This is a genomic window from Metaclostridioides mangenotii, assembly GCF_018917235.1.
Lineage (GTDB): Bacteria > Bacillota > Clostridia > Peptostreptococcales > Peptostreptococcaceae > Metaclostridioides.
In genome coordinates this window covers 1-25137 of the sequence record NZ_JAHLOF010000009.1, presented here as the reverse complement: position 1 = coordinate 25137, position 25137 = coordinate 1, and the positions used below count along the sequence as shown (strand labels likewise).

Below are 25137 nucleotides of genomic sequence, written 5' to 3'. Positions count from 1 at the left end.
AGCTGAAAAGTTAGGTTTAGTGAATATGTAGTTGATGATAGAAAAATTAAACTAGGATTTTATGATAATAGCAAATAGAAACTGTTAAGACATATAAGAAGTATTTACAGGAGAGGGGGGGGATCTATATGGATATAAAGCAACTAAAATATTTTGTTGAAGTGGTAAAATGTGGTTTAAATCTTTCGTTAGCATCAAATCAATTACATATATCACAACCACATCTAAGTCAGATAATAAAAAATTTTGAAGAGAATGAAAATGTGTATCTATTTGATAGGTATAAAGGAAGACTAAACGACTTAACACCAGCGGGAGAGAGATTTTATGTCAACGCTGAAAATATCCTAAGTGAATATGAAAATATGATGGAGGATTTGAGAGAGGATTCTGTAAAAATTAGAGGGAAAGTAAGGATTGGAATTCCGCCTTTAATTCTAGGAATAGTGTTTCCAGATGTAGTTGCGCAGCTTGTTGCAAAAAATCCAGGCGTTGAATTTGATATAGTTGAGAAGGGGGCACACGAGTTAAAAAGTATGCTTATTTTACGAGAACTAGATTATGTAGTGCTCCTACAACCAACTGAAATTGACGATAGTATAATTACGGAACATATACTTCAAGAAGACGAGCTAACTGCATTTTTAAATGAAAATCATCCACTTGCTAAAAAAAATAGAATAGATTGGAAAGACTTAAATGAAGAATTACTTGCAATATTTGATACAAGTTTTATGATTCATCACAAATTAATACATAAATTTACGGATGAAGATGTGAAACTAAAAAGATATATCATGTCAGGCTCGTGGGATTTTCTACTTCAAACAACTGCAAATTCTGATTTTATAACGATCCTACCATCACCAGTAAATGACTTCTTTAAAAATGATCGGATTGTAGAAATACCATTTAATGACCCGATAACATGGAAAGTATCATTATGTAGACCCAAGAAAGAAAGTTATAGCCATGTGAATCAATATGTATTTAATTTTATAATTGATTTCTTTAAAAATAAAAATACTTAAATAAAATTATTAGATTTTTAAAAATAGTATAGCTCGCTTATTATATTGATTAAAAGAAATTTATACTATAAAAGCGTAAATGAAAATATCACTTAAGTAGTGAAACATTTACGCTTATTCAGTTCTGGTTATTTTTTTAACAAATATAGATTACATATAGATTTTACTTATAGGACATATAAGAAATACGACTTAGACAATGGCGTTGTTTTTGAATTAATATATAATTATAGAACTAAAATATGACATATAAGGTTTCATAAAAAGTTTAAATACTTACACATCAATTTGAAACTTCGATTGCAATAATAAACTGAACTAAATTTTAATATCAGTAACCATTAAGAAAAAGAATTGATAATTTAAAAAAAGAAATTCATTATAGATTTCTTGAAAAATTGTTTATTCAAAACCTAACAATTCAAGTCTAGCATAAGTTATGTAACATAGTTAAGTAATTAAATGAATTTATTACTGTATACAACATCAAATAAACTTATGACACAAAAATCCAGATTATATAAAAATTAAATAAAATTCTAGTTAACTAAATAACTGCATTTGAAGAGCTCAGTATGTGTATGAAGTAATATTGATATTACAAGGAGGAGTTATTTATGAAAGAAGTAGTTATTCTATCGGCAGTTAGAACCCCTATAGGGTCTTTGGGTGGCACGCTCAAAAATGTAAGTGCTGTTGAATTAGGCTCTATAGTAGCAAAGGAAGCTATCAAAAGAGCAAATATAGAATCACATATGATTGATGAAGTATTAATAGGAAATGTACTTAGTGCTGGTCTTGGTCAAAATGTTGCTAGACAAGTCGCTATAAATTCCGGTATACCTGTTGAGGTCCCTTCTCTTGCTATAAATAAAGTTTGCGGTTCTGGACTTAGGGCAGTCAGTATGGCTGCACAGTTTATTGCACTTGGAGATTGCGATGTAGTTTTAGCCGGTGGCTGTGAAAGTATGAGCAATGCTCCGTATTTAATAAACAAAGGTAGGTATGGATACGGTTTAGGCGATAATAAATTAGTAGATTCTTTGGTAAATGATGGATTAACCGATGCTTTTAATGATTATCATATGGGTATAACGGCTGAGAACTTGGCAGAAAAATTCGATATAAGCAAAGAAGAACAGGATGGATTTGCACTTTTAAGTCAAGAAAGAGCCAAAAAAGCACAGCTAAACAACAGATTTAAAGATGAAATAGTAGAGGTAGTCGTGCCACAGAGAAAAGGAGATCCTTTAGTGGTAGATACTGATGAACACATTAAACCTAATACTACAATAGAAAAGTTAGGCAAGCTAAGACCTGCATTTAAAAAAGATGGAACAGTTAGCGCAGGAAATGCATCTGGAATAAATGATGGGGGAGCAATGGTCATTTTAATGAGCAGGGAAAAATGTGATGAATTGGGACTAAAGCCACTAGCGAGTATAGTTTCTTATGCAACAGCAGGAGTAGATCCATCTATTATGGGATATGGTCCAGTTCCAGCAACAGAAAAGGCTCTAAAAAAAGCTAATCTTAAATTAGATGATATTGATTTAATAGAGGCTAATGAAGCGTTTGCAGCTCAAGCTTTATCGGTTGAAAAAGGATTAAAATTAGATATGGAAAAAGTCAATGTAAATGGAGGAGCAATAGCACTTGGACATCCAATAGGAGCTAGTGGTTGTAGAATATTGGTTTCTTTGATCCACGAAATGCAAAAGAGAGAAACAGCTAATCTAGGACTTGCGACGCTTTGTATAGGTGGAGGTCAAGGTGTTAGCTTAATAATAAAAAAATGTTAGAAAATAAATACTTAAAATAGGGGAGAGATTTATGCAAAATTACAAATTATTAAAACAAATGCTTAGAGAATTTACATTAAACGAGGTAGCTCCTATAGCTCACGAAATAGATGAAGAAGAGATGTTTCCATATGAAACAGTTGAAAAAATGGCTAAATGTGGATTTCTGGGAATACCTTTTCCAAAGGAGTATGGCGGTGAAGGAGGCGACTATTTAGGATATGCGATGGCGGTTGAAGAGTTGTCAAAAGCATGTGGAACTACAGGAGTTATAGTGTCAGCTCATACTTCATTAGCAGGGAGTCCAATATATGAATTTGGATCAGAGGAGCAGAAACAAAATTTTTTAATCCCTCTAGCTAAAGGTGAAAAGTTAGGAGCTTTTGGTTTAACAGAGCCTAATGCTGGAACAGATGCATCAGGACAACAGACAACGGCAGTATTAGATGGCGATAACTACATACTAAATGGAACAAAAATTTTCATAACTAATGCAGGTCCAGCAGAAATTTATGTGGTTATGGCAATGACTGACAAAACGAAGGGTACACGTGGGATATCAGCGTTTATAGTTGAAAAGGATACAGAAGGATTCACTATTGGCAAGAAAGAACAAAAACTTGGAATTAGAGGTTCCTCTACATGTGAACTTATATTTGAAAATTGTAAAATACCAAAAGAAAACTTATTGGGAAAAGAAAGTCAAGGTTTTAAAATAGCCATGAAAACCCTAGATGGTGGTCGTATAGGTATAGCAGCTCAAGCCCTAGGTATTGCTCAAGGTGCTCTAGATACAACTGTAGAGTATGTAAAGGATAGAAAGCAATTTGGAAGAAGCATATCCGCTTTCCAAAATACTCAATTTGAACTGGCTGATATGAAAACTAAAATCGAAGCTGCAAGGCATTTAGTATATGATGCTGCAAAGAAAAAAGGAGAAGGCAAATCATACAATGTGGAGGCTTCAATGGCTAAACTTTATGCTGCCCAAGTTGCGATGGAAGTTACAACTAAGGCTATTCAACTTCACGGTGGATATGGATATACTCGTGAATACGATATAGAAAGAATGTTTAGAGATGCAAAAATAACTGAAATATACGAAGGTACAAGCGAAGTACAAAAAATGGTTATAAGCGCAGATCTTTTAAAATAGAAATCAGGAGGATAAGTATGAATATTTTGGTTTGTATAAAACAAGTACCGGATACAACAGAAGTTAAATTAGACCCTAAGACTGGAACATTAATGAGGGATGGTGTGCCGAGTATAATAAACCCAGATGATAAGGCTGGAATAGAAGAGGCTTTAAAGCTAAAAGAAAAAATAGGAGCTAAAGTTACTGTATTGACAATGGGACCTCCTCAAGCGAAAAATGCATTAGATGAAGCGCTAGCTATGGGGGTAGATAGAGCGATACTTCTTACAGATAGATCATTTGCTGGAGCAGATACATTAGCTACTTCAAAAACTATAGCGGGTGCAATTAAAAAATTAGACTATGATTTAATCATAGCAGGTAGGCAAGCAATAGATGGAGATACAGCACAAGTTGGTCCTCAAATAGCAAATCACCTTGATATACCATCTATAACATATGTTGATAAGCTAGATGTCGATGGAGATTCTGTAGTTGTAAATAGGGCTTTTGAAGAGGGATATCAAGTTATAAAGGCAAAAATGCCACTTCTTATCACTACTTTACATGAAATGAACTCTCCAAGATATATGAAGGTTTCAAGAATATACGATTGTATGAATAATAATTTGATTGAGAACTGGACTTTAAAAGACATTGATGTCAATTTAGAAGAAATTGGTTTAAAGGGTTCTCCTACAAAGGTAAAAAAATCATTTACTAAGGGAGTAAAAGCTAAGGGAACAGTTCATGATGTAGATGAAAGAGAGGGAGCATCAATAATAATAAGTGCTCTTAAAGAAAAACATATAATAACTGAAGTAAAGGCTAGTAATATATAATTCGACGGACTTTCTAATAAAGAGTAGTTAATTATGGAGGTAGAATAATGAGTGTAATGGTTTATGTAGAACAAAGAAGCGGTGAATTACAAAATGTATCGCTGGAATTATTGGGTAAAGGGAAAGAATTAGCAGATAGATTAAACACTAAAGTATGTGCAGCATTATTAGGATATGATGTTAAAAATTTATGTGAAGAACTCATACACCACGGTGCAGATGAGGTAGTTTGTGTTGATGATAAAAATTTAGATACATATATAACTAGTACTTATACAAAAGCGTTTTGTGAAGTAATAGGTAAGAAAGATCCAGATATAGTTTTAGTAGGAGCAACAACAATAGGAAGAGATTTGGCACCGAGAGTTAGTTCAGCTCTTGAGACAGGACTTACAGCTGATTGTACATCACTTGATATAGATGACGAAACCAATGGGTTACTTATGACGAGACCGGCATTCGGCGGAAATATAATGGCTACTATAATATGTCCAGATAATAGACCGCAGATGAGTACTGTAAGACCTGGAGTTATGACTAAATTAGAAAAAGATCCATCAAGAACTGGTATAATAAAAGATTTTTCAGTTGATCTATCCAACGAAGGAAAAAACATACAGGTACTAGATTTTATAAAAGAGAATGTAAAACAAGTTAAAATCGAAGATGCAAAAATACTTATATCGGCGGGTAGAGGTTTAGGTTCTAAAGAAAACTTGGATTCCTTATATGAACTTGCTGATTTATTGGGAGCTGAAGTTAGTGCATCGCGTGCTGTAGTCGACGCTGGTTGGGTTGATAAAAATCGTCAAGTTGGTCAAACTGGAAAAACTGTAAGGCCTGATTTATATATAGCGTGTGGTATATCAGGAGCTATACAGCATATAGCTGGTATGGAAGGTGCTCAGTATATAGTAGCTATTAATACAAATTCTGATGCCCCAATATTTGAAAATGCTGATCTATCTATAGTGGGAGATGCTAATAAAGTAGTAAAAAATTTAATACAAGAATTAGCATAATATATAATTCATATTTTAAATATAAAAAAAATTTATTGAGGGGGATGTTTACATGAAATCAATGATTAGAATGAGAATGAGTAGTCAGGATGCTCACTACGGTGGAAATTTAGTAGACGGTGCCAAGATGCTTCAATTATTTGGAGATATTGCAACAGAGCTACTTATACAAAATGATGGAGATGAAGGGTTATTCAGATCTTACGATAGTGTAGATTTTCTTGCTCCAGTATTTGCTGGAGATTATATAGAAGCAGTTGGAGAAATTGTAAAAGTAGGAAATAGTTCTAGAAAAATGGTGTTTGAAGCTAGAAAAGTTATAATACCTAGAACTGATATAAGCGGCTCAGCGGCAGAAGTTTTAGAAGAACCGATAGTAGTGTGTAAAGCTAGTGGGACTTGTATAGTACCAAAAGATAAGCAAAGATTATAGTTTATTAAAGGGGGGTTTTAGTATGCAAAAAGTTATTATTACTGCTGCGATATGCGGTGCTGAGGTTACTAAGGATCACAATCCAAATGTACCTTACACTGTAGAGGAAATAGCAAGGGAGGCGAAGTATGCGTATGATGCGGGAGCGAGCATAATACACCTTCATGTCAGAGAGGATAATGGAGAACCTACTCAAAGTATAGATAGATTTAGAGAGTGCATAGATGCCATTAAAGTTGCGTGCCCTGATGCCATTATTCAACCTTCAACTGGAGGCGCAGTTGGAATGAGCAATGAAGAGAGAATACAACCTGTAAATCTTTATCCTGAAATGGCGACTTTGGATTGCGGAACATGCAATTTTGGTGGAGATGAAATATTTGTAAATACTGAAAATACTATAAAAGAATTTGGAAAGAAAATGATAGAACTAAATATTAAACCAGAAATAGAGGTGTTCGACAAAGGGATGATCGACATGGCAATCAGGCTTAATAAAAAGGGATTTATCAGTGATAATATGCATTTTAATTTTGTTATGGGCGTTAACGGAGGAATAAGTGCAACTTATAGAGATCTGATATTTATGAGAGATAGTATACCTGAGAGTTCTACATTTACAGTAAGCGGTATAGGTAAATTTCAATTTGATATGATAGCATTAGGCATATTAATGGGTGGACATGTGAGAGTTGGATTTGAAGACAATGTATACATGAAAAAAGGAGTACCAGCTTCATCTAATGGTGAATTTGTTCAAAGAGCAGCTAGTATTGTAAAGGAACTTGGAAGAGAAGTGGCAACACCTAAAGAAGCCCGTCAAATACTTGGTCTAACATCAAAAGTGTTAGAGGCACAAGAAGCGTAGAAAATATGTAGGGGGTATCTAAAATGAGTAAAGTGATATCTTTAGAAAAACTAAAGGAAGTATTTAAAGACGAGATGACTATTATGATAGGAGGATTCTTAGGGTGTGGGACAGGCGAAGCACTAATAGACTCACTCATAGAATCTAACGTGAAAAATTTAACAATAATAGGGAATGACACTTCTTATGTAGATCAAGGAATAGGAAGACTAATTGTCAATAATCAAGTTAAAAAGGTTATAGCATCTCATATAGGAACAAATTCAGAAACAGGGAGATTAATGAATGAAGGAAAACTTGATGTAGAGCTATCCCCACAGGGAACTCTCATAGAAAGGATCAGAGCAGGTGGATACGGTTTAGGAGGAGTACTAACTCACACAGGAGTAGGTACAATCGTAGAAGAAAATAAACAAAAAATTAATATAAGTGAAAAAGAATATTTATTAGAACTTCCGCTAAGAGCTGATATTGCACTTGTTTATGGTACTTTAGTAGATGAATTTGGAAATACAATGTATAAAGGAACGACTAAAAATTTCAATCCGATGATAGCCATGGCAAGTGACATAGTAGTAGTACAAGCTGAAGAATTAGTGAGCGTAGGGGATATAGATATGGAACTCATAATGACTCCAGGTGTAGTTGTAGATTATATAGTAAAGGGGAATAACTGATGAATCCTAAAGAGATTATAGCTAAAAGGGTAGCAATGGAATTAAAAGACAATCAATTAGTAAATTTAGGGATTGGTCTTCCAACATTAACTGCAAATTATATTGAAGAAGGCATCAATGTAACATTCCAATCTGAAAATGGAATGGTGGGGATGGATAAAGTTGCTGATGATGATCAAATCGATCCATATATAACTAATGCAGGCGGTCAATATGTAACCATAAATGAAAATGGAGCTTTCTTTGACACATCAATGTCTTTTGGACTTATAAGAGGAGGGCATGTAGATGTAACTGTATTAGGTGCACTAGAGGTAGATCAACATGGAAACATAGCCAACTGGATAGTGCCAGGTAAAATGGTTCCGGGAATGGGTGGTGCTATGGATTTAGTGGTTGGAGCAAAAAAAGTAATAGTGGCTATGCTACATACTGCAAAAGGCAACCCTAAAATACTAAAAGAATGTACTCTCCCATTAACTGCAAAAGGTGTAGTAGATATGATAATAACTGAATATGCAGTTATAAACGTAACAAAAGAAGGATTAGTTTTAACTGAAATAAGTGAAGATATAACGATAGATAAGTTAAAAGAAATGACAGAAGCAGATTTAATTATATCTGAAAATTTAGTGTACACAAATGCACAATTAGTATAAAAAGAGGGGATTAAAGATGAAAGGATGCAAATATGGAACACATAGAGTTATTGGTGAAAATGCACTTCCACAACCAGCAAAAAAATTAAATAACGATATGAACGAAATTTACGATAATGAAATTTTGATAGATGTTCAAGCATTAAATATAGACTCTGCAAGCTTTATCCAAATTGAAGAAGAATGTGAACACGATGTAGAAAAAATAAAGTCAAAGATACAAGAGATAGTTGAGGAAAAAGGGAAAATGCAAAACCCTATAACAGGATCCGGCGGGATGTTAATAGGAACTATAGAAAAAATAGGATCTGACTTAGTAGACAAAATAGATATAAAAGTTGGAGATAAAATAGCAACACTAGTATCATTATCGCTAACACCATTAAAAATAGAGAAAATTTTAGATATAAAACCAGAAATAGATAGAGTTGAGATTAAAGGTAAAGCAATTTTATTTGAGAGTGGAATATATGCTAAGCTACCGGAGGATATGGAAGAAAACTTAGCATTAGCAGCGCTTGATGTAGCTGGAGCACCTGCACAAACACAGAAGTTGGTTAAAGAGGGAGATAGTGTTTTAATACTAGGAGGCGCTGGTAAATCTGGTATGCTTTGTTGTTATGAAGCTAGAAAAAAAGCAGGTAAAACCGGAAGAGTTATCGCTCTTGTTATAGATGAAGAACAGGCAAAATTTATAGAAGAAAACGATATTGCAAACACGGCAATTGCTGTAGACGCAAAAAATCCTGTAGAAGTTCTTAACAAAGTATTAGAGGTAAATGAAGGTAAAGAAGTAGATTTAGCCATAAACTGTGTAAATGTTCAGAATACAGAAATGAGTACAATATTGCCGGTTAGGGATGGGGGAGTAGTATACTTCTTCTCTATGGCAACAGTATTTACAAAAGCAGCTCTAGGCGCTGAAGGTGTTGGTAAAGATGTCGATATGATAATTGGAAACGGATATACAAAAGGTCATGCAGATGTAACTCTAACTGCACTAAGAGAAAGTGCAACACTTAGGAAAATATTTAAAAACTTATATATATAATTAAGGAGGTTACAAAGTTATGGAAAGAAAAATATTTACAAATGTCAATGATGAACTATGGAATGATTGGAATTGGCAAGTAAAGAACCGAATTACTACAGTAGAGGATTTAAAAAAATATATTCCTCTTACAGAGCAAGAAGAAGAAGGTGTTAAGGAATGTCTTAGAACATTGAGAATGAGTATAACACCATATTATTTATCCTTAATTGATCCTAAAAATCCAAATGACCCAATTAGAAAACAAGCAATACCGACATCAGACGAATTGAAAGTGTCAGATGCCGACTTGGATGATCCGCTTCATGAAGATGGAGACTCACCGGTTCCAGGTCTTACACACAGATACCCAGACAGAGCTTTACTTTTAATAACAGATCAGTGTTCTATGTATTGTAGACATTGCACTAGAAGAAGATTCGCTGGACAAAATGATGGCGCGCAGCCAATCGATAGAATAGACAATGCCATCGAATATATAAGAGATACACCTGCTATAAGGGATGTATTATTATCAGGTGGGGATGCGCTTTTAATGAGTGATGATAGACTTGAATATATTATAAGTAAATTAAGAGAAATACCACATGTTGAAATAGTGAGAATTGGAAGTAGAGTGCCTGTAGTTATGCCACAAAGGATAACTGATGATTTAGTAAACATGTTAAAAAAATATCATCCAGTATGGTTGAATACACATTTTAATCATCCTAATGAAATAACACCTGAATCAATCGAAGCATGTGCTAAGATGATAAATGCAGGTATACCTTTAGGAAACCAAAGTGTTCTACTTAGAGGTGTAAATGACTGTATGCATGTAATGATGAAGTTAGTAAACGACTTAGTGAAAATAAGAGTTAGACCATACTATATCTACCAATGTGACCTATCTAATGGAATAGAACACTTTAGAACACCAGTATCTAAAGGTATAGAAATCATAGAAGGATTAAGAGGACATACATCAGGATATTGCATACCAACATTCGTGGTTGATGCGCCAGGTGGCGGTGGTAAAACTCCGGTTATGCCAAATTACGTAATTTCTCAAAGCCATGATAAAGTAATACTAAGAAATTTCGAGGGAGTGATCACTACTTATACAGAGCCAAGCAATTACAGTCATACATGTGAATGTGAAGTCTGTAGAGGTGAAAGAGAAGTTCATAAAGTAGGAATAGCAGGGCTTCTAAATAATCAGCAAAGTGTAATGGAGCCTGTTGGATTAGAGAGAAAGAAAAGAGAACTTTGTGCACATTTAGGTTAAAATAATAATTTTATTGTACCTAATATTATTATAGAAAATATAGCTTTTAGCTAGTTGTTGATGTGAATTATTAGATTAAACTCTAAATTATTGCCAAAAAATTAACAAAGATATTATAAACTCATATGAGTTTATAATATCTTTGAATAAAGAATGTATATAGATTCCAAAAAAATCAATTATAGTTTAAGGATATAATTATGAATATATTAGATGAAATACTAAGATATAATAGTCTATCGATCATAGGTAACTACAAAAATGTTGGAAAAACTACTACATTAAACTATATCTTAAAAGAAAGCATAAATAGAAATATAGTGCTGGGAATTACATCTATAGGTGTTGATGGCGAGGGAGTAGATGTCGTTACTAAGACTCAAAAACCTACAATATATGTAAACAAAGGTACTATAATAGCTACTGCAGCTAATTTAGCTTTAAATAGCGATATAACAAAAGAAATTTTAGAGATGACTACTATAACGACACCCATGGGAAATATAGTTATATTTAGGTCTTTAAGCGATGGATATATTGAGCTTGCAGGGCCATCTATAAATACTCAGATAAAGTATATTTGTGACAGGCTTAAATACTATGGGGCGGATTTAAGTATGGTTGATGGGGCTTTGTCTAGAAAAACGTTGGGTTCACCATCTATTACTGATTCTACAATATTTTGTAGTGGAGCTGTAATAGACAAAGATTTACATAAGGCAGTTGAAAAAATAGTCTATGATGCTAATATTCTTAGCTTAGATAAAATAAATGACAAAGCATTTTATGAAGTTTATGAAAATTTAAAAACATATAAGGCATGTTTAGTAAATAAAAACTATTCTTTCAAACCTATAAATATAAAGACAACTTTAAACTCTTCTAAAGAGATTATTAAAGAAATTGACAAAGATACTAAATATGTAGTTGTAAATGGAATAGTAAGCAACGAATTTATAAACGATTTTATAAAAAACGGCAGTAAATATAAAGATATTACCATATTGGTTAGTGATAGTACAAAGATATTTTTAGATAATGAAATATTTGATAAGTTTATAAAGCTTAAAGGAAATATTAAAGTAATAAATAAAGTGAATTTAATAGGATTAAGTATAAATCCAACTTCAATAGAGGGATATAACTTTGATAACAAGTATTTTATAGAGAGCATACAGAAAAAAATAGATATAAAAGTTTTTAATGTTTTAGATATGTAAAATAAGGTTTTATAAACTAGGAGGTGATTACATTAAATCATTTATTATAAATGAAGTAAATACTGTTACTCCATATGGTGGAAAAGAGAAGGCCGATATAAAAATATTTAAAAAAGAAAATAGTGAAAAGTTAGCTAAGGAACTTGATTATATAGAAAAGATAATCGATGGTTTAAATGAGAATAAGGCAATTTTCGATGATATAGAGCATGCGTTCTGTAAAATCAAAAATATAAAAAATACCCTAGAGAGACTAAAAAATAATAATGTATTAGATGAACTTGAACTATTTGAAATAAAAAATTTTTCTATAAATACTAATGAGATAATAAGTAATTACAAAAAATTGAATATAAGTGTAGATTATATAAATTTCAAATATCTCGATGATGTTGTCGAGCTATTAGATCCAGATGAACTTAATTTAGTTACATTCCAAATATATAATTCCTATAGTAAAAAATTATCCTTTATTAGAAAAAATAAAATGGATATAGAAAAAAAGATTTTTATGGAAACAGATTCAGATAAGATAGATAAATTAAAAAAAGAAAGATTAGAGATCGTTCTAAATGAAGATAGAGAAGAATTAAAAATAAGAAAATCTCTAAGCGAAAAACTATTTAACTATGTTGTCGATATCGATGAAAATATGAAATCTATAGGTGGGCTGGATTTACTTATTGCCAAAGCTAACTTAGCAATCGAGCACAATGCAGTAAAACCTACTATAAATAGTGAAAGTAGGATATATTTTGAAAATCTTGTAGATCCAAATCTCAAAGAGATTTTAAATTCACAGAATAAAGGATACATTCCGATCAGTATAGATATCGATAATAAAATTACAATAATAAGCGGTGCTAATATGGGTGGAAAAAGTGTAAGTATGAGGACTATAGCTCTTAACCTATATTTATTCCAATGTGGTTTTTATGTATTTGCTAAAGAAGCCGACTTATGTGTGTTAGATTTTATATATTTGATAAGTGATGATATGCAGGATATTAATAGAGGCCTAAGTACGTTTGGAGCTGAAATTATAAAATTGAAAGAAATAACTAAACTTATGAAGAGAAGAGATGGATTTATAGCTTTAGATGAATTTGCTAGGGGAACTAACCCTGTAGAGGGAAGGATACTTCTAAAATCAATATGTGAATATTTCAAGAGGTATAATTCTATAAGTCTAATATCAACACATCTAGATGATATAGATATAGATGATGCTACTTATTATCAAGTAATCGGTCTTAAAAAAGTAGATTTTGCTGGATTAAAACGTCAAATAGATTTAAAAGTTGGGATGGGTCTAAGTGAGAATTCAAATGAAATTAAAATACTTCAAGAATTTATGGATTATAGACTCGAAAAAGTTAGTAAAGAAACTAAAGTTCCAAAGGATGCTATAAATGTATGTAAGTTATTAGGACTGGATAATGAGATTATAAATATAGCTTCAGACTGGATAATAAAGCTTGAGGAGGATTAATATGAGTAAAGTAAATTTAGATTTCGAAATAGTAGAAAAAGCTCGTAAATCAGCGCGCAATATAGTATCGGAGGTACAGGAATTTATAGATAAAAACACAACTGTATCGGTTGAAAGGACAATTCTTAGATTACTAGGTGTGGACGGAGTAGATGAATTTGGAGTGCCTCTACCAAATATCGTTGTCGATAGTATTAAAAATTCAAATGATGGATCTTTAGGAATGGGTGTTGCCTATTACATGGGAAATGCGATGATTAATACAGGTCTTACTCCACAAGAAATAGCAGAGAAAGTATCAAATGGAGATTTAGATTTATGCAAAAATAAAGAACACGATGTTTTTGATGTCAAACTTAAAATAAATGATATAGCTAAAAAAAGTGTAGAACAAATAAAAGCTAATAGAAATAAAAGAGAAGAATTTTTAAATGAATATGGAGATAAGACAGGTCCGTATATATATGTAATAGTTGCAACTGGAAATATATATGAAGATATAACACAAGCAGTTGCCGCAGCGAAACAAGGTGCAGATATAATAGCCGTTATAAGGACGACAGGTCAAAGTTTACTAGACTATGTTCCATATGGTGCTACTACTGAAGGTTTTGGGGGAACTTATGCAACCGGTGAAAACTTTAGACTTATGAGAGAAGCGTTAGATAAAGTTGGAGCTGAACTTGGTAGATACATTAGGCTTTGCAACTACTGTTCTGGTTTATGTATGCCTGAAATCGCTGCTCTTGGAGCTCAAAATAGACTTGATGTTATGCTGAACGACGCCTTATACGGAATATTGTTCAGAGATATAAATATGAAGAGAACTATGATAGACCAGTTTTTCTCTAGAATAATAAATGGATTTGCAGGCGTTATAATAAACACTGGTGAAGATAACTACCTGACGACAGCGGATGCAATAGAAGAGGCACACACTGTTCTTGTATCACAGCTTATTAATGAACAATTCGCGCTTGTTGCAGGGCTTCCAGAAGAACAGATGGGTCTTGGCCACGCATTTGAAATAAGTCCAGATGTAGAAAACAGTTTCTTGTACGAATTAGCTCAAGCTCAGATGGCCAGAGAAATATTTCCTAAGGCACCTTTAAAATACATGCCTCCTACTAAGTTTATGACTGGCGATATATTTAAAGGACAAGTACAAGACGCTTTATTTAATATGGTGACTATAATGACAAATCAAAAGCTACATTTGCTAGGTATGCTTACAGAAGCAATACACACGCCATTTATATCTGATAGAGCAATTTCAATAGATAATGCGAGGTATATATTCAGCACTATGAAAGATATTGGAGAAGAAATAGAGTTTAAAAAGGATGGTATAATGTGTAGCAGAGTCGATGAGGTTTTGAATAACGCACATGATTTAATATCAGAAATAGAAAAAGAAGGTCTATTTAAAACTATAGAAAAAGGTAAGTTTGCAGGAATAAAGAGACCTATAGACGGTGGAAAAGGACTCGATGGAGTAGTTATGAAAGACAGCGTATATTTCAACCCATTTGTAGATTTAATGTTAGGAGGTAAATGCTAATGAGTGGAGCATATTCTTTAGAAAATAAGGAGTACGATAAAAATCTTGATTTAAAAAATATTAAGCCATATGGTGATACATTAAATGATGCCAAAGTTCAAGTTAGCTTTACACTACCTATTAAAGACGATGAAAAAGGTATAGAAGCTGCTAAACTTATTGGTAAGAATATGGGATTAAGTGATATAAATGTTGCTCATCATAAAGCTCTCGACGAGGAATTTACTTTCTATATTGTATATGGAAGTTTGGAAAAAGGCATCAATTACGAAGATATTCATGTGGAAGTAGCGCAAGAAGATACTATGGATAAAAAAGAAATAGAAAATTACATAAAAGAAAATATAAAAAGAGATGTAGTGGTAGTAGGAGCAAGCACTGGAACTGATGCTCATACTGTTGGAATAGATGCAATAATGAATATGAAGGGTTACGCAGGTAATTACGGCTTAGAAAGATATGAGGGAATAGAAGCGCATAACTTAGGAAGCCAGGTTCCTAATGAAGAGTTTATAAAAAAAGCAATTGAACTCAAGGCTGATGTACTACTAGTTTCTCAGACTGTAACACAAAAAAATATTCACATAGAAAACCTGACAAATCTAGTAGAATTGTTAGAAGCAGAGGGTATACGTGATAAAGTTATACTACTTTGCGGCGGTCCAAGAATAAGTTATGAACTTGCAAAGGAACTAGGTTATGATGCAGGGTTTGGAGCTGGTAAATTTGCACAAGATGTTGGAAGCTTCTTTGTAACCGAATTAGTTAATAGAAGATTGGCATGTGCAGATTAATTTATAACTTTTTAAAATCATAATACTGCAACATTTATTAAACTTAGTATTTTCATAATAAAAATTATTATATTTGGAGGCCGTGCTCTATGGGAGTTTTGATGGGAATTTTGATTGGATTATTTAAGTTTTCACCAGTTTTTTTACTGGCGAGTTTAATGATTTCAGGTATGGATTGTTTAATGGCAGCACCAATTTCTACTATATATGCATTTATTGTAGCATCGATAACAGATAAACTAAAGTTTGAAGAGTTAGTTGATTGCGCAGTTGATAACGTAAAACATTTAAATTTAGTTTTTTTTATATTGATGCTTGCATACGCTATGGCTGAAGCATTTATGGCGACTGGAGTTGGAGCAGCTATAGTTAATATTGCACTATCTTTAGGTGTTACAGGTAGAACAGTAGCGCTCGTATCATTTTTAGCTACATGTGTACTTTCAGTAGCTACCGGAACTTCGTGGGGAACTTTTGCTGCATGTGCACCGATATTCTTATGGTTAAATCATATGGTTGACGGTAATATATTATTGACAACTGCGTCCATAGCAGGTGGAGCTTGTTTTGGAGACAATATAGGTCTTATATCGGATACAACAGTTGTAAGCTCTGGGATCCATGACGTGCAAGTAGTGGATAGAGTAAAGTCACAAGGACCTTGGTCTTTAGTATGTTTAGTAGCTTCAATAATTATCATATATTTAATAGGTGTAAAGATGGGATTGCCGACAGATGCTGCCAGCGCTACCTCAGCAGTGGATAAAATTCCAGTAGAAGTCATGAAGAATTTAGAGGTACAGAGGCCATCAGCAGTAGAGCTTTTAAATCAAGTTAAAAATGGAGTACCATATTATATGGCTATACCGCTAATTCTTGTTTTAGTCGTGGCATTTAAAGGATTGCCAACACTCGCATGTCTATCAATAGGTATAATATCATCATGTGTCTTCGGATTTTTCGCAGGTACAGTTCCATCAATAAATGGATTCTTGGATTTGATGATGTCTGGATTCGCAGAGGCGGGTTCTTGGGTTATAGTAATGATGATGTGGATTGGTGCATTTGGTGGAATAATGTCTAAGATGAGAGCATTTGAACCTTTGTCTATATTAATATTAAAAATTGTTAGAAATGTCAAACAATTAATGTTTATGAATGGGCTATTATGTTTAGCAGGTAATGCAGCTCTTGCAGATGAAATGGCTCAAATTGTTACAGTAGGTCCTATAACTAAAGAGTTAGTTGATAAAAATGTAGAAGCCAGTGAAGAAGATATGTACAAATTGCGTCTAAGAAATTCCACGTTTGCAAGTTCACTAGGAGTTTTTGGGTCTCAGTTGATACCATGGCACGTTTATATAGGGTTCTATATTGGAATATTAACCGCTGTCTATCCGCTATATCAATTTAATCCTATAGATATAATACAATACAATGTAATGGCGTATATCACAGTCGGTTCGATTCTTTTAATGACATTAACTGGACTCGATAGATTTATTCCTATGTTTGGGTTACCTAGTGAACCAAATGTTAAATTAAAGAAAAAGAAGAAAAAAGTATTAAATGAAGTAGAAGAAAAAGTATAATAATATGTATTAAATAATCAGTCAGATTAATACTGAAAATAATCAATATTTTTAATTGTCCCCAAAAGAATTAATTATATAAATCTCCAAATTAGTATTTAAGTATATTAATTTGGAGATTTTTAATTGAATATAATATTAGATAAGAATCTGTAAGATCTATAAGTTTTTGTATCGTATATATAATGCCGCTTCACAATTTAAACTAAGGTCATAGGAGGAGCTGTTATCACATTAGTTAATTACATTTTATACATAAAAACTAATTTCTAAAATTGCTCAATCAAAGCAAATTATAATCATATAAATTTATAATATTTATATAAATATAAGTTTACAAGGTTCATTGACTTTACTAAAAATGAGTGATATTCTTTTAAATATTAATAATGAATTTAAATTTATGGAGGGAAAATAATGCGTCAATGTATGGATTCTGATAATTTGCATAGAAGAATAAAAAAAATTATGGGGCAGCTAAATGCTATAGATAATATGCTCGATGAAGATATTCCTTGTGAGGATATATTAATGCAAGTAAATGCTACGAAAAGTGCATTACATAAAGTAGGTCAGGTTATACTTGAGGGTCATATAAGCCATTGTGTAAAAGATGGGCTTGAACATGGAGATCCTGATAAAACAATTAAAGAGTTTACAAAGGCAATTGAACATTTTTCAAGAATGACTTAAAAAACAGTTAAATTTTAACTGTTTTTTTTATTGACAAATATTATCAATTAAATTACTCTATACATATACCCCTATGGGTATAGAAGGAGGAGAAGATATAATTTGATTTATACATTAAAGAATAAAAAAAATATGGATATCTTATTTATATTAATTTCTGCAATATCACTTATTATTAGTTTTTTTAATTTAATACCATCCAATTTTGATTTTTCATGGATTGCGATAATATTATGTGGTTTACCTATACTTAAAGGGGCTACAATAGGACTGGTAAAAGACCATGATATTAAGGCTGGGGTTTTGGTATCAATGGCATTAATTGCATCAATAATGATTGGAGAGACGTTTGCAGCAGGAGAAGTTGCTTTTATTATGGCTCTAGGTGAAATGCTCGAGGAATATACCCTTATTAAAGCAAAAAAGGGAATTGAGAAATTGGTAAACTTAACACCAACTACAGCTAGATTGATTAAAAATGGTAAAGATAAAATAATATCAGCTACAGAAGTATTAGTAGATGATACTGTTAAAGTATTGCCGGGAGAGACGATACCTGTAGACGGAATTATAATAAGAGGTGAAACATCTATAGACCAATCCGTTATGACAGGAGAATCAATGCCAGTAGATAAAAAAATAGGTGATGAGGTATACAGCGGAACAGTTAATTTATTTGGATCATTTGATATGAAAACAACTAAAATAGAGGAAGATAGTTCTATTCAAAAAATGATACGATTGGTTAAATCAGCAGATGCAGGAAAAGCTAAAATAGTGGGCATGGCTGATAGGTGGGCAACTTGGATTGTTATAATCGCATTAGTCTCAGCTGTTCTTACATGGTTAGTTACAGGAGAGATTATTCGTGCTGTAACCATACTAGTTGTATTTTGCCCTTGTTCTTTGGTGTTAGCAACACCTACTGCTATTGTAGCTGGTATAGGTAATGCGACAAAATTCGGGATCTTAGTTAAAGAAGGAGACGCATTAGAGAGGCTAGCTAAAATAAATAAGATTGCTTTTGATAAGACAGGAACCTTAACCTATGGAAAACCAAAGGTTACAAAAGTGCACTCTTTTGATGACAATATTTCAAATGAAGAACTTTTAAAATTAGCATCAAGTGTTGAAAAACACTCCGAGCACCCACTGGGTAAGGCCATAGTGGAGTATAGTAAACTAAAACTAGGTCTAGATTTTTATGATTCATCTAATTTTAAGATGAAAATAGGTAAAGGTGTTATAGCTAATATAAATGAAGATATATTAATGGCAGGAAATAAAAGGCTACTTGAAGAAAATAATATTATTTTAAATGATAGTCAAAATAAAATAGTTGAAGAATACATAGGAAAAGGAAATACTGTTATCTTTATTGCTATAAATAATACTATTATAGGATTTATCATATTAGAAGATATCCTACGAGATAATGTCAAATCAATTATAAAAAAAATTAAAGATTTAGGAATTGGAAGTATATTAATTACTGGTGACAATAAACTAACATCAAAAAATATAGCATCAATATCTGGTATTGATAGTGTTTATTATGAGTGTTTACCTGAAGATAAACTATCTACAATTGAAAATTTTCAAAATGATAATAACTTAATATGTATGATAGGTGATGGTATAAATGATGCTCCCGCATTAAAGAAATCTTTTGTGGGAATCGCTATGGGTGGTATTGGAAGTGACATCGCTGTAGAAGCATCTGATATAGTTTTAATTAGTGATGAGATAAAATATATTCCGCATTTAATAAAACTATCAAAAAAGACTATGAAAACTATCAATATAAATATTTTATTATCAATGGCATTAAATTTCATATCTATAATTTTAGCAATGACAGGTATACTTAGCCCTATACTGGGAGCTTTGGTTCATAATATAGGATCTGTTATAGTTATAATACATTCAGCTTTTTTATTAAATTGGGGGAGAAATGAATTATGGAACTAATCACAACTATTATATTATTAATTAGTGGAATAATGGTAAGTATTGGAGGAGGCTTTTATCTAATTAAAAGCCGTGGTGATAAAGAATCTGTTAAAATCTATACTATAACTACAATAGTTGGTATAGTGATTACAATTATAGCCATTTTAAAATTATTAATAAAATAAGATAATCAGAAGCAATATATGAGACCTTCGGCTAGTTAATAGTTGAGGGTCATTTTATAGTATAATTATTTATAGATTGTTTTTGTATAAGGGTATCATTTATAAGGTATCTTATAAAGATGATCCTCAATATGAATATGAATATTTTCTAGTGATGATATTTATGCTTTATATATAAATAAAGTTATACTACAAATCTATGATTTAAGTAATGATAATAAACGTTTAGAAGGTGAGGAGCTAAAAAATGTAAAATATCCTCCAATTTACTTAGATAAATAAAAGATAGTATTGTAGACAAAAAAGGAAGTAGCTTATAATATAAAAAGACAGACCTTAAACTATTTATTAGTTGAAGGTCTGTCTTTTTATATTATTTTATATCTTGGCATTTTTCGCATTTAACTTTACATGCTTTTTCTTCTTGCATATTAATGGAGCCCCATTTTGCAAATTTACCTAAAATAGGTATAATGCTATTTCCTTTATCAGTTAAAGAGTATTCAACCCTAGGAGGGACTTCATTATATTGTTCACGATTAACAATATAATCAGATTCTAATTCTTTTAATGATTGAGCTAACATTGTGTTTGTAATTCCTTCTAATTTTCTTTTTAAGCTACTATATCTTGTAGGTTTGCCTGATGCCAATATGCAAAGAATAGGTAATTTCCACTTACCACCAACAATGTCTAACCCATATTTTATTGGACAAATCAATTCTTCTCTATTTATAATTATTTTTTCATTCTCTAAACTCAAGATCATTCATTCCTTCCATTAGTATGTTTCTAAGTACTATATTAGTATACTTTAGATACTTTATAAGAAAAAACTGCATACTTGCTTTATATGTATTTTATATTAAAATTATATCAAAGGATAATCCTTAGTTCAAGTGTTATCCTTAATACTAGTTATTTAAAGGAGTGTAATGATTATGAAAGCACTAGATTTTTTAAACAAAGCAGGAACTTATTATTTAGCAACAACTGAAGGTGATCAAGCTCGTGTACGCCCACTTGGTTTCGTTATGGAATACAACGGAAAACTTGCATTCTGCACATCAAACCAAAAGAAAATGTTTAAGCAACTTAATAGTAATCCAAAAGTAGAAATCTGCTGTATTGATCAAAAATTTAACACTTTACGTATTTCAGGAAAAGCAGTATTTGCTACATCAGAAGAAACACAAACAAAAGCACTTGAAATAATGCCAGACTTAAGAAGAATGTACTCGGTAGGAGATGGTAAATTTGAAATATTCTACATTGATGAAGCAATTGCAAAATGTTATTCTATGAGTGGTAAAAAAGTTGATATAGAGATTTAGTTTTTAAAAAAATTAGCTAATTATATTTACATATTTATCTCAGAGGGGGATATTTTATATGAATACTAACGAGAAACTTTATAACAGAATAAACGATAGTTTTAAAAAACAAAATTATTTATCATTCATTGGCGCAGAACTTGAGCATGTTGAAACTGGAAAAGTTGTAATTACATGCCAACGTAAGGATTTTTTAACTCAACAACAAGGATTAATACACGGTGGTGTTGTGACTTCATTAGCTGATGTGTCTTGCGGATATTCAGCTCTGACAACTATGCCCGAAGATTCTGAAGTACTATCTGTGGAATTTAAAATAAATTTAATTAGGCCTGCAATATCAAATAAAATCGTGGCTACTGGAGAAGTTTTAAAATCTGGAAAAACTTTAGTTATAACAGAGTCAACAGTTATAGATGAAAGCGGAGAAAAGGTTATTGCGAAGATGTTAGCAACTATGATTACTACAAAGTCAAAAAATAATTATAAATAATGAAATATAAATTATAGATTAACAATTTAGATTAATAATACTATATTAAATACATTTCACATATAAAATTTAAACCAAAATACATAAAATTAATATATTTAAGCAAAAAAGACTTTCAGCTAATAAATAGTTGAGGGTCTTTTTATAGTTCAAATAGATTACTTCATAAATAATTTATACTTTTATTATATATTCTAGATATACACTGAAAGGGTATAAAAATCACAATTGATTTATAAGGAGGGTAATGATGTTTAGGAAACTAAAGAAATCAATTAATAAGTTCATTCAAGAATTGGCTAAGGAGAATCAAAAATTATACGGTAGCGAAAGAATGGATTGTTGTGAACTAAATAAAACAAAGACTAAAGGTAGTATAAAATGATACTTTATTATAACATTGTAAAAATAAAATACAGAACGTCCATGTATACGGTGTATTAATATTTGAAATTACATCATAAGGAAAGAACATATCGAATTAAATATATAACATAATACATGTCGTACTTTACAACGCAAATTAATTAATTTTAGGGTGGTTTAAACCATCCTTTTTTATTTTTCAGCATAAATATTAAATTTATCTGGATTAACTTTTGCTTGGTTATTAATTTTCTTTTAGCTCTAGAATTATCTTGTGGCCATGGGTAAAAGGTATCTTTGTAAATTCTAATATATGTATTTTAAAATTAAGTAAATCGTGTAAAAAATTATAATGGATGTAAAGAATTATAAACAATGTTTACTCTTTATTTACTCATATATAATATCTGCTTAACAAAAATTAATTATTATCAAATTAGGTTTAAAATTAAATTTTTAGGAGGAATAATTATGTTAAAAAATAAGAAATTTCTAGTGCTAGCCCTTTCATTAATGATAGGTATTGTTTCAGTAGGCTGTGGAAAAGGATCGGACAAGCAAAAATCTAACTCTGATAGTGTTACAATATCAGGATCTACATCAGTTGGAGCTGTAATGGAACCACTTGTTGAAGAATATAAAAAAAGTGAAGGTAAAGAAACAAATTTAGAAGTGCAACAAATAGGATCTTCTTCTGGGATTAAAAACACAATTGATGGAACTTCTGAAATTGGAATGACTTCTAGAGATCTTAAAGATGGAGAAAAACAAGCTAAGTTAGAAGAAACTCAAATTGCTATAGATGGTATTGCTGTTATAACTAATAAAAAAAATAAAGTAAAAGATTTAACTATGGAACAAATTAAAGATATATATACTGGAAAAATAACGAATTGGAAAGAAGTTGGAGGAGAAGATTCACCTATAGTCGTTGTATCAAGAGAAGATGGTTCTGGAACAAGAGAAGGATTTGAAACTATAGTAGGATATGATGCTGAAGAACTTACAAGTAATTCACTTATTAGTGATGGATCAGGAAATATAAAAACGACAGTAGCAGGAAACAAAGATTCAATAGGATATATTTCGCTTGGATATGTAGATAAAGATATAAGTAGCGTTTCTATTTCAGGAGTAGAAGCAACAATTGATAATGTGAAAAATAATAAATATCCAATATTAAGACCTTTCTTATTAGTTAATAAACCTGACGGTTTATCTGAAAAAGGTAAAGCATTTATTGATTATATACTAAGTGAAGATGGACAAAAAATAGTAGAGAAACACGGATTTGTTAGTGTTAAGTAATAAATGGTATTTAAATAAATATTCCTTAATATATAGAAAGGAAGAATATTAATGGTAATAAAATCAAGAAAGGTAAAAATTGAACAGAAATCCGATATTAGCAATAAGAATAATAGACAAAAGTATTTAGTTGAAAAAATTACTGAAAATATATTTATGTTTAGCGCTTTACTAGGAGTCGCTTGTTTATTTTTAATAATAGGTTTTGTATTTTTTATGGGTCTAAAACCTTTTATTATAGAAGGATATTCGTTTATTGAATTTATCTTTGGAAGTAAGTGGATACCTTCAGCCGAAAAATTTGGGATACTGCCGATGATAGTAGCATCACTCTTTGGAACTATGAGGGCTCTACTTATTGGTGTTCCAATTGGAATATTAACTGCAGTTTATATAGCTGAATTAGCACCTAAAAAGGTATCTAAAGTTGTTTCCTCAGCTATTGAACTACTAGCTGGAATTCCATCTGTTTTGTACGGTATATTTGGTATAGTTGTAATTGTTCCGGCCATACAAAATATATTTAATATACCAAAAGGGCAGACTTTATTAGCTGTGATAATAGTATTATCAATTATGGTATTGCCAACTATTGTTTCAGTATCGGAAACTGCAATTAGAGCAGTTCCTAAGGAGTATAAAGAAGGATCTTTAGCATTAGGGGCTTCACATATAGAAACGATTTTTAAAGTTATATTGCCCGCTGCAAAATCTGGTTTATTATCAGCAGTAGTACTTGGTTTGGGAAGGGCATTAGGTGAAACTATGGCAATTATTCTTGTAGCAGGAAATTTAGCGATTTTACCTTCTTCAGTATTAGATAGTGTTAGGCCCCTTACGACAAACATAGCTTTAGAGATGGGATATGCTTATGGAGTACATCAAGAAATGCTGTTTGCTACTGGCGCTGTGCTATTCGTTTTCATACTAGTACTAAATCTTATTTTAAATAAGATTTCTAATAAGATGGTAAAATAGTAAAAAACTGAATAAAACTTATCTCAACTATTAATCATATGAGATTTGTTTTGTGGAGGCAAGCAATGGTTAGAGAATACATATTCGTTTAGTAATTATTAAGTCATTTCTATATGAATAGATAAAAGCTCAAATTAAAAAAGACCTTTAGCTAAAACAGTTAAAGGTCTTTTTTATAATTATAAAATTAATTACAGGTTGTTGCTATATTCTTTAATTTTATCCATAACTCTATCAGCTTCATCACCTAACAATAGAGTAGGTTGGTAGTTATTTCTGTTTTTAGATGACGATATTGAGCATGGAATAATATTTGGTTTTTCTGAACCTATTAATTTTCCATCTTCAAAATTAAAAGTTTGTTGGTATATCATT

General features: G+C 31.5%; 25 protein-coding genes and 1 pseudogene. 24 read left to right on the top strand and 2 right to left on the bottom strand.

Features of this window, described 5'->3' with window-relative positions; genetic code table 11:
* Positions 1-128: 128 nt before the first annotated feature.
* The 19 genes from KQI18_RS12020 (at position 129) to KQI18_RS11930 (ending at position 20283) form a co-directional block, all read left to right on the top strand.
* Complete coding sequence (locus KQI18_RS12020; protein WP_216468192.1) at positions 129-1031, top strand: LysR family transcriptional regulator; 903 nt, start codon at positions 129-131, stop codon at positions 1029-1031.
* Between the two features lie 617 nt (positions 1032-1648).
* Complete coding sequence (locus tag KQI18_RS12015) at positions 1649-2833, top strand: acetyl-CoA C-acetyltransferase (RefSeq protein ID WP_216468191.1); 1185 nt, start codon at positions 1649-1651, stop codon at positions 2831-2833.
* A 31-nt stretch (positions 2834-2864) separates the two neighbouring features.
* Entirely contained in the window at positions 2865-3989 is a 1125-nt protein-coding gene (locus tag KQI18_RS12010) for an acyl-CoA dehydrogenase (protein WP_216468190.1), read from the top strand.
* Positions 3990-4006: 17 nt separating this feature from the next.
* Positions 4007-4813, top strand: a complete 807-nt coding sequence (locus tag KQI18_RS12005; protein ID WP_216468189.1) for an electron transfer flavoprotein subunit beta/FixA family protein — start codon at positions 4007-4009, stop codon at positions 4811-4813.
* A 47-nt stretch (positions 4814-4860) separates the two neighbouring features.
* Positions 4861-5835 (top strand): electron transfer flavoprotein subunit alpha/FixB family protein, encoded by a 975-nt coding sequence (locus tag KQI18_RS12000; RefSeq protein ID WP_216468188.1) that lies wholly within the window; start codon positions 4861-4863, stop codon positions 5833-5835.
* A gap of 52 nt (positions 5836-5887) precedes the next feature.
* The gene (locus KQI18_RS11995) at positions 5888-6268 is read left to right on the top strand and encodes a hotdog domain-containing protein (protein ID WP_216468187.1); all 381 of its coding nucleotides are present in this window, start codon (positions 5888-5890) and stop codon (positions 6266-6268) included.
* Positions 6269-6290: 22 nt separating this feature from the next.
* A complete protein-coding gene (locus KQI18_RS11990; RefSeq protein WP_216468186.1) occupies positions 6291-7136 on the top strand; it encodes a 3-keto-5-aminohexanoate cleavage protein in 846 nt (281 codons plus the stop codon).
* 23 nt (positions 7137-7159) lie between these two features.
* Positions 7160-7813 (top strand): 3-oxoacid CoA-transferase subunit A, encoded by a 654-nt coding sequence (locus KQI18_RS11985; RefSeq protein WP_216468185.1) that lies wholly within the window; start codon positions 7160-7162, stop codon positions 7811-7813.
* Complete coding sequence (locus KQI18_RS11980) at positions 7813-8472, top strand: 3-oxoacid CoA-transferase subunit B (RefSeq protein ID WP_216468184.1); 660 nt, start codon at positions 7813-7815, stop codon at positions 8470-8472. Before KQI18_RS11985 ends, KQI18_RS11980 begins: the two co-directional genes overlap by 1 nt.
* Positions 8473-8488: 16 nt before the next feature.
* A complete protein-coding gene (locus KQI18_RS11975) occupies positions 8489-9523 on the top strand; it encodes an L-erythro-3,5-diaminohexanoate dehydrogenase (protein ID WP_216468183.1) in 1035 nt (344 codons plus the stop codon).
* A gap of 19 nt (positions 9524-9542) precedes the next feature.
* Positions 9543-10793 carry a lysine 2,3-aminomutase gene (ablA, locus tag KQI18_RS11970; RefSeq protein WP_216468182.1) on the top strand — a complete coding sequence of 417 codons (1251 nt, stop codon included), beginning with the start codon at positions 9543-9545 and terminating at the stop codon, positions 10791-10793.
* A gap of 200 nt (positions 10794-10993) precedes the next feature.
* Positions 10994-12013 carry a hypothetical protein gene (locus KQI18_RS11965; protein ID WP_216468181.1) on the top strand — a complete coding sequence of 340 codons (1020 nt, stop codon included), beginning with the start codon at positions 10994-10996 and terminating at the stop codon, positions 12011-12013.
* 511 nt (positions 12014-12524) lie between these two features.
* The gene (locus KQI18_RS11960; RefSeq protein ID WP_216468180.1) at positions 12525-13505 is read left to right on the top strand and encodes a MutS-related protein; all 981 of its coding nucleotides are present in this window, start codon (positions 12525-12527) and stop codon (positions 13503-13505) included.
* Between the two features lies 1 nt (position 13506).
* Entirely contained in the window at positions 13507-15066 is a 1560-nt protein-coding gene (locus KQI18_RS11955) for a lysine 5,6-aminomutase subunit alpha (protein ID WP_216468179.1), read from the top strand.
* Positions 15066-15860, top strand: a complete 795-nt coding sequence (locus KQI18_RS11950; RefSeq protein ID WP_330654417.1) for a cobalamin B12-binding domain-containing protein — start codon at positions 15066-15068, stop codon at positions 15858-15860. Before KQI18_RS11955 ends, KQI18_RS11950 begins: the two co-directional genes overlap by 1 nt.
* 89 nt (positions 15861-15949) lie before the next feature.
* Complete coding sequence (locus tag KQI18_RS11945; RefSeq protein ID WP_236887761.1) at positions 15950-17452, top strand: Na+/H+ antiporter NhaC family protein; 1503 nt, start codon at positions 15950-15952, stop codon at positions 17450-17452.
* Positions 17453-17869: 417 nt separating this feature from the next.
* Positions 17870-18145 carry a metal-sensing transcriptional repressor gene (locus KQI18_RS11940; RefSeq protein ID WP_216468177.1) on the top strand — a complete coding sequence of 92 codons (276 nt, stop codon included), beginning with the start codon at positions 17870-17872 and terminating at the stop codon, positions 18143-18145.
* Between the two features lie 102 nt (positions 18146-18247).
* The gene (locus KQI18_RS11935) at positions 18248-20116 is read left to right on the top strand and encodes a cation-translocating P-type ATPase (RefSeq protein ID WP_330654416.1); all 1869 of its coding nucleotides are present in this window, start codon (positions 18248-18250) and stop codon (positions 20114-20116) included.
* Positions 20107-20283 (top strand): hypothetical protein, encoded by a 177-nt coding sequence (locus tag KQI18_RS11930; RefSeq protein WP_216468176.1) that lies wholly within the window; start codon positions 20107-20109, stop codon positions 20281-20283. Before KQI18_RS11935 ends, KQI18_RS11930 begins: the two co-directional genes overlap by 10 nt.
* A 373-nt stretch (positions 20284-20656) precedes the next feature.
* On the opposite strand, the gene KQI18_RS11925 is transcribed toward KQI18_RS11930, so the two are convergent.
* Positions 20657-21052, bottom strand: coding sequence for a winged helix-turn-helix transcriptional regulator (locus tag KQI18_RS11925; RefSeq protein ID WP_236887760.1), 396 nt, complete (start codon positions 21050-21052; stop codon positions 20657-20659).
* 172 nt (positions 21053-21224) lie between these two features.
* On the opposite strand from KQI18_RS11925, the gene KQI18_RS11920 reads away from it, so the two are divergent.
* From KQI18_RS11920 to pstC, 5 genes are all read left to right on the top strand, one after another.
* The gene (locus KQI18_RS11920) at positions 21225-21617 is read left to right on the top strand and encodes a pyridoxamine 5'-phosphate oxidase family protein (protein WP_216468175.1); all 393 of its coding nucleotides are present in this window, start codon (positions 21225-21227) and stop codon (positions 21615-21617) included.
* A gap of 58 nt (positions 21618-21675) precedes the next feature.
* Positions 21676-22110 (top strand): PaaI family thioesterase, encoded by a 435-nt coding sequence (locus KQI18_RS11915; RefSeq protein ID WP_216468171.1) that lies wholly within the window; start codon positions 21676-21678, stop codon positions 22108-22110.
* Between the two features lie 250 nt (positions 22111-22360).
* Entirely contained in the window at positions 22361-22495 is a 135-nt protein-coding gene (locus KQI18_RS14380; RefSeq protein ID WP_257432460.1) for an LDCC motif putative metal-binding protein, read from the top strand.
* A 452-nt stretch (positions 22496-22947) separates the two neighbouring features.
* Positions 22948-23784 carry a phosphate ABC transporter substrate-binding protein gene (locus KQI18_RS11910; RefSeq protein WP_216468168.1) on the top strand — a complete coding sequence of 279 codons (837 nt, stop codon included), beginning with the start codon at positions 22948-22950 and terminating at the stop codon, positions 23782-23784.
* Between the two features lie 51 nt (positions 23785-23835).
* Positions 23836-24762: a phosphate ABC transporter permease subunit PstC gene (pstC, locus tag KQI18_RS11905; protein ID WP_216468162.1), complete on the top strand. Its 927-nt coding sequence runs from the start codon at positions 23836-23838 to the stop codon at positions 24760-24762.
* Positions 24763-24953: 191 nt separating this feature from the next.
* On the opposite strand, the pseudogene KQI18_RS11900 reads toward pstC, so the two are convergent.
* Positions 24954-25137 (bottom strand): annotated as a pseudogene (locus KQI18_RS11900) (CapA family protein); the annotation flags it as partial.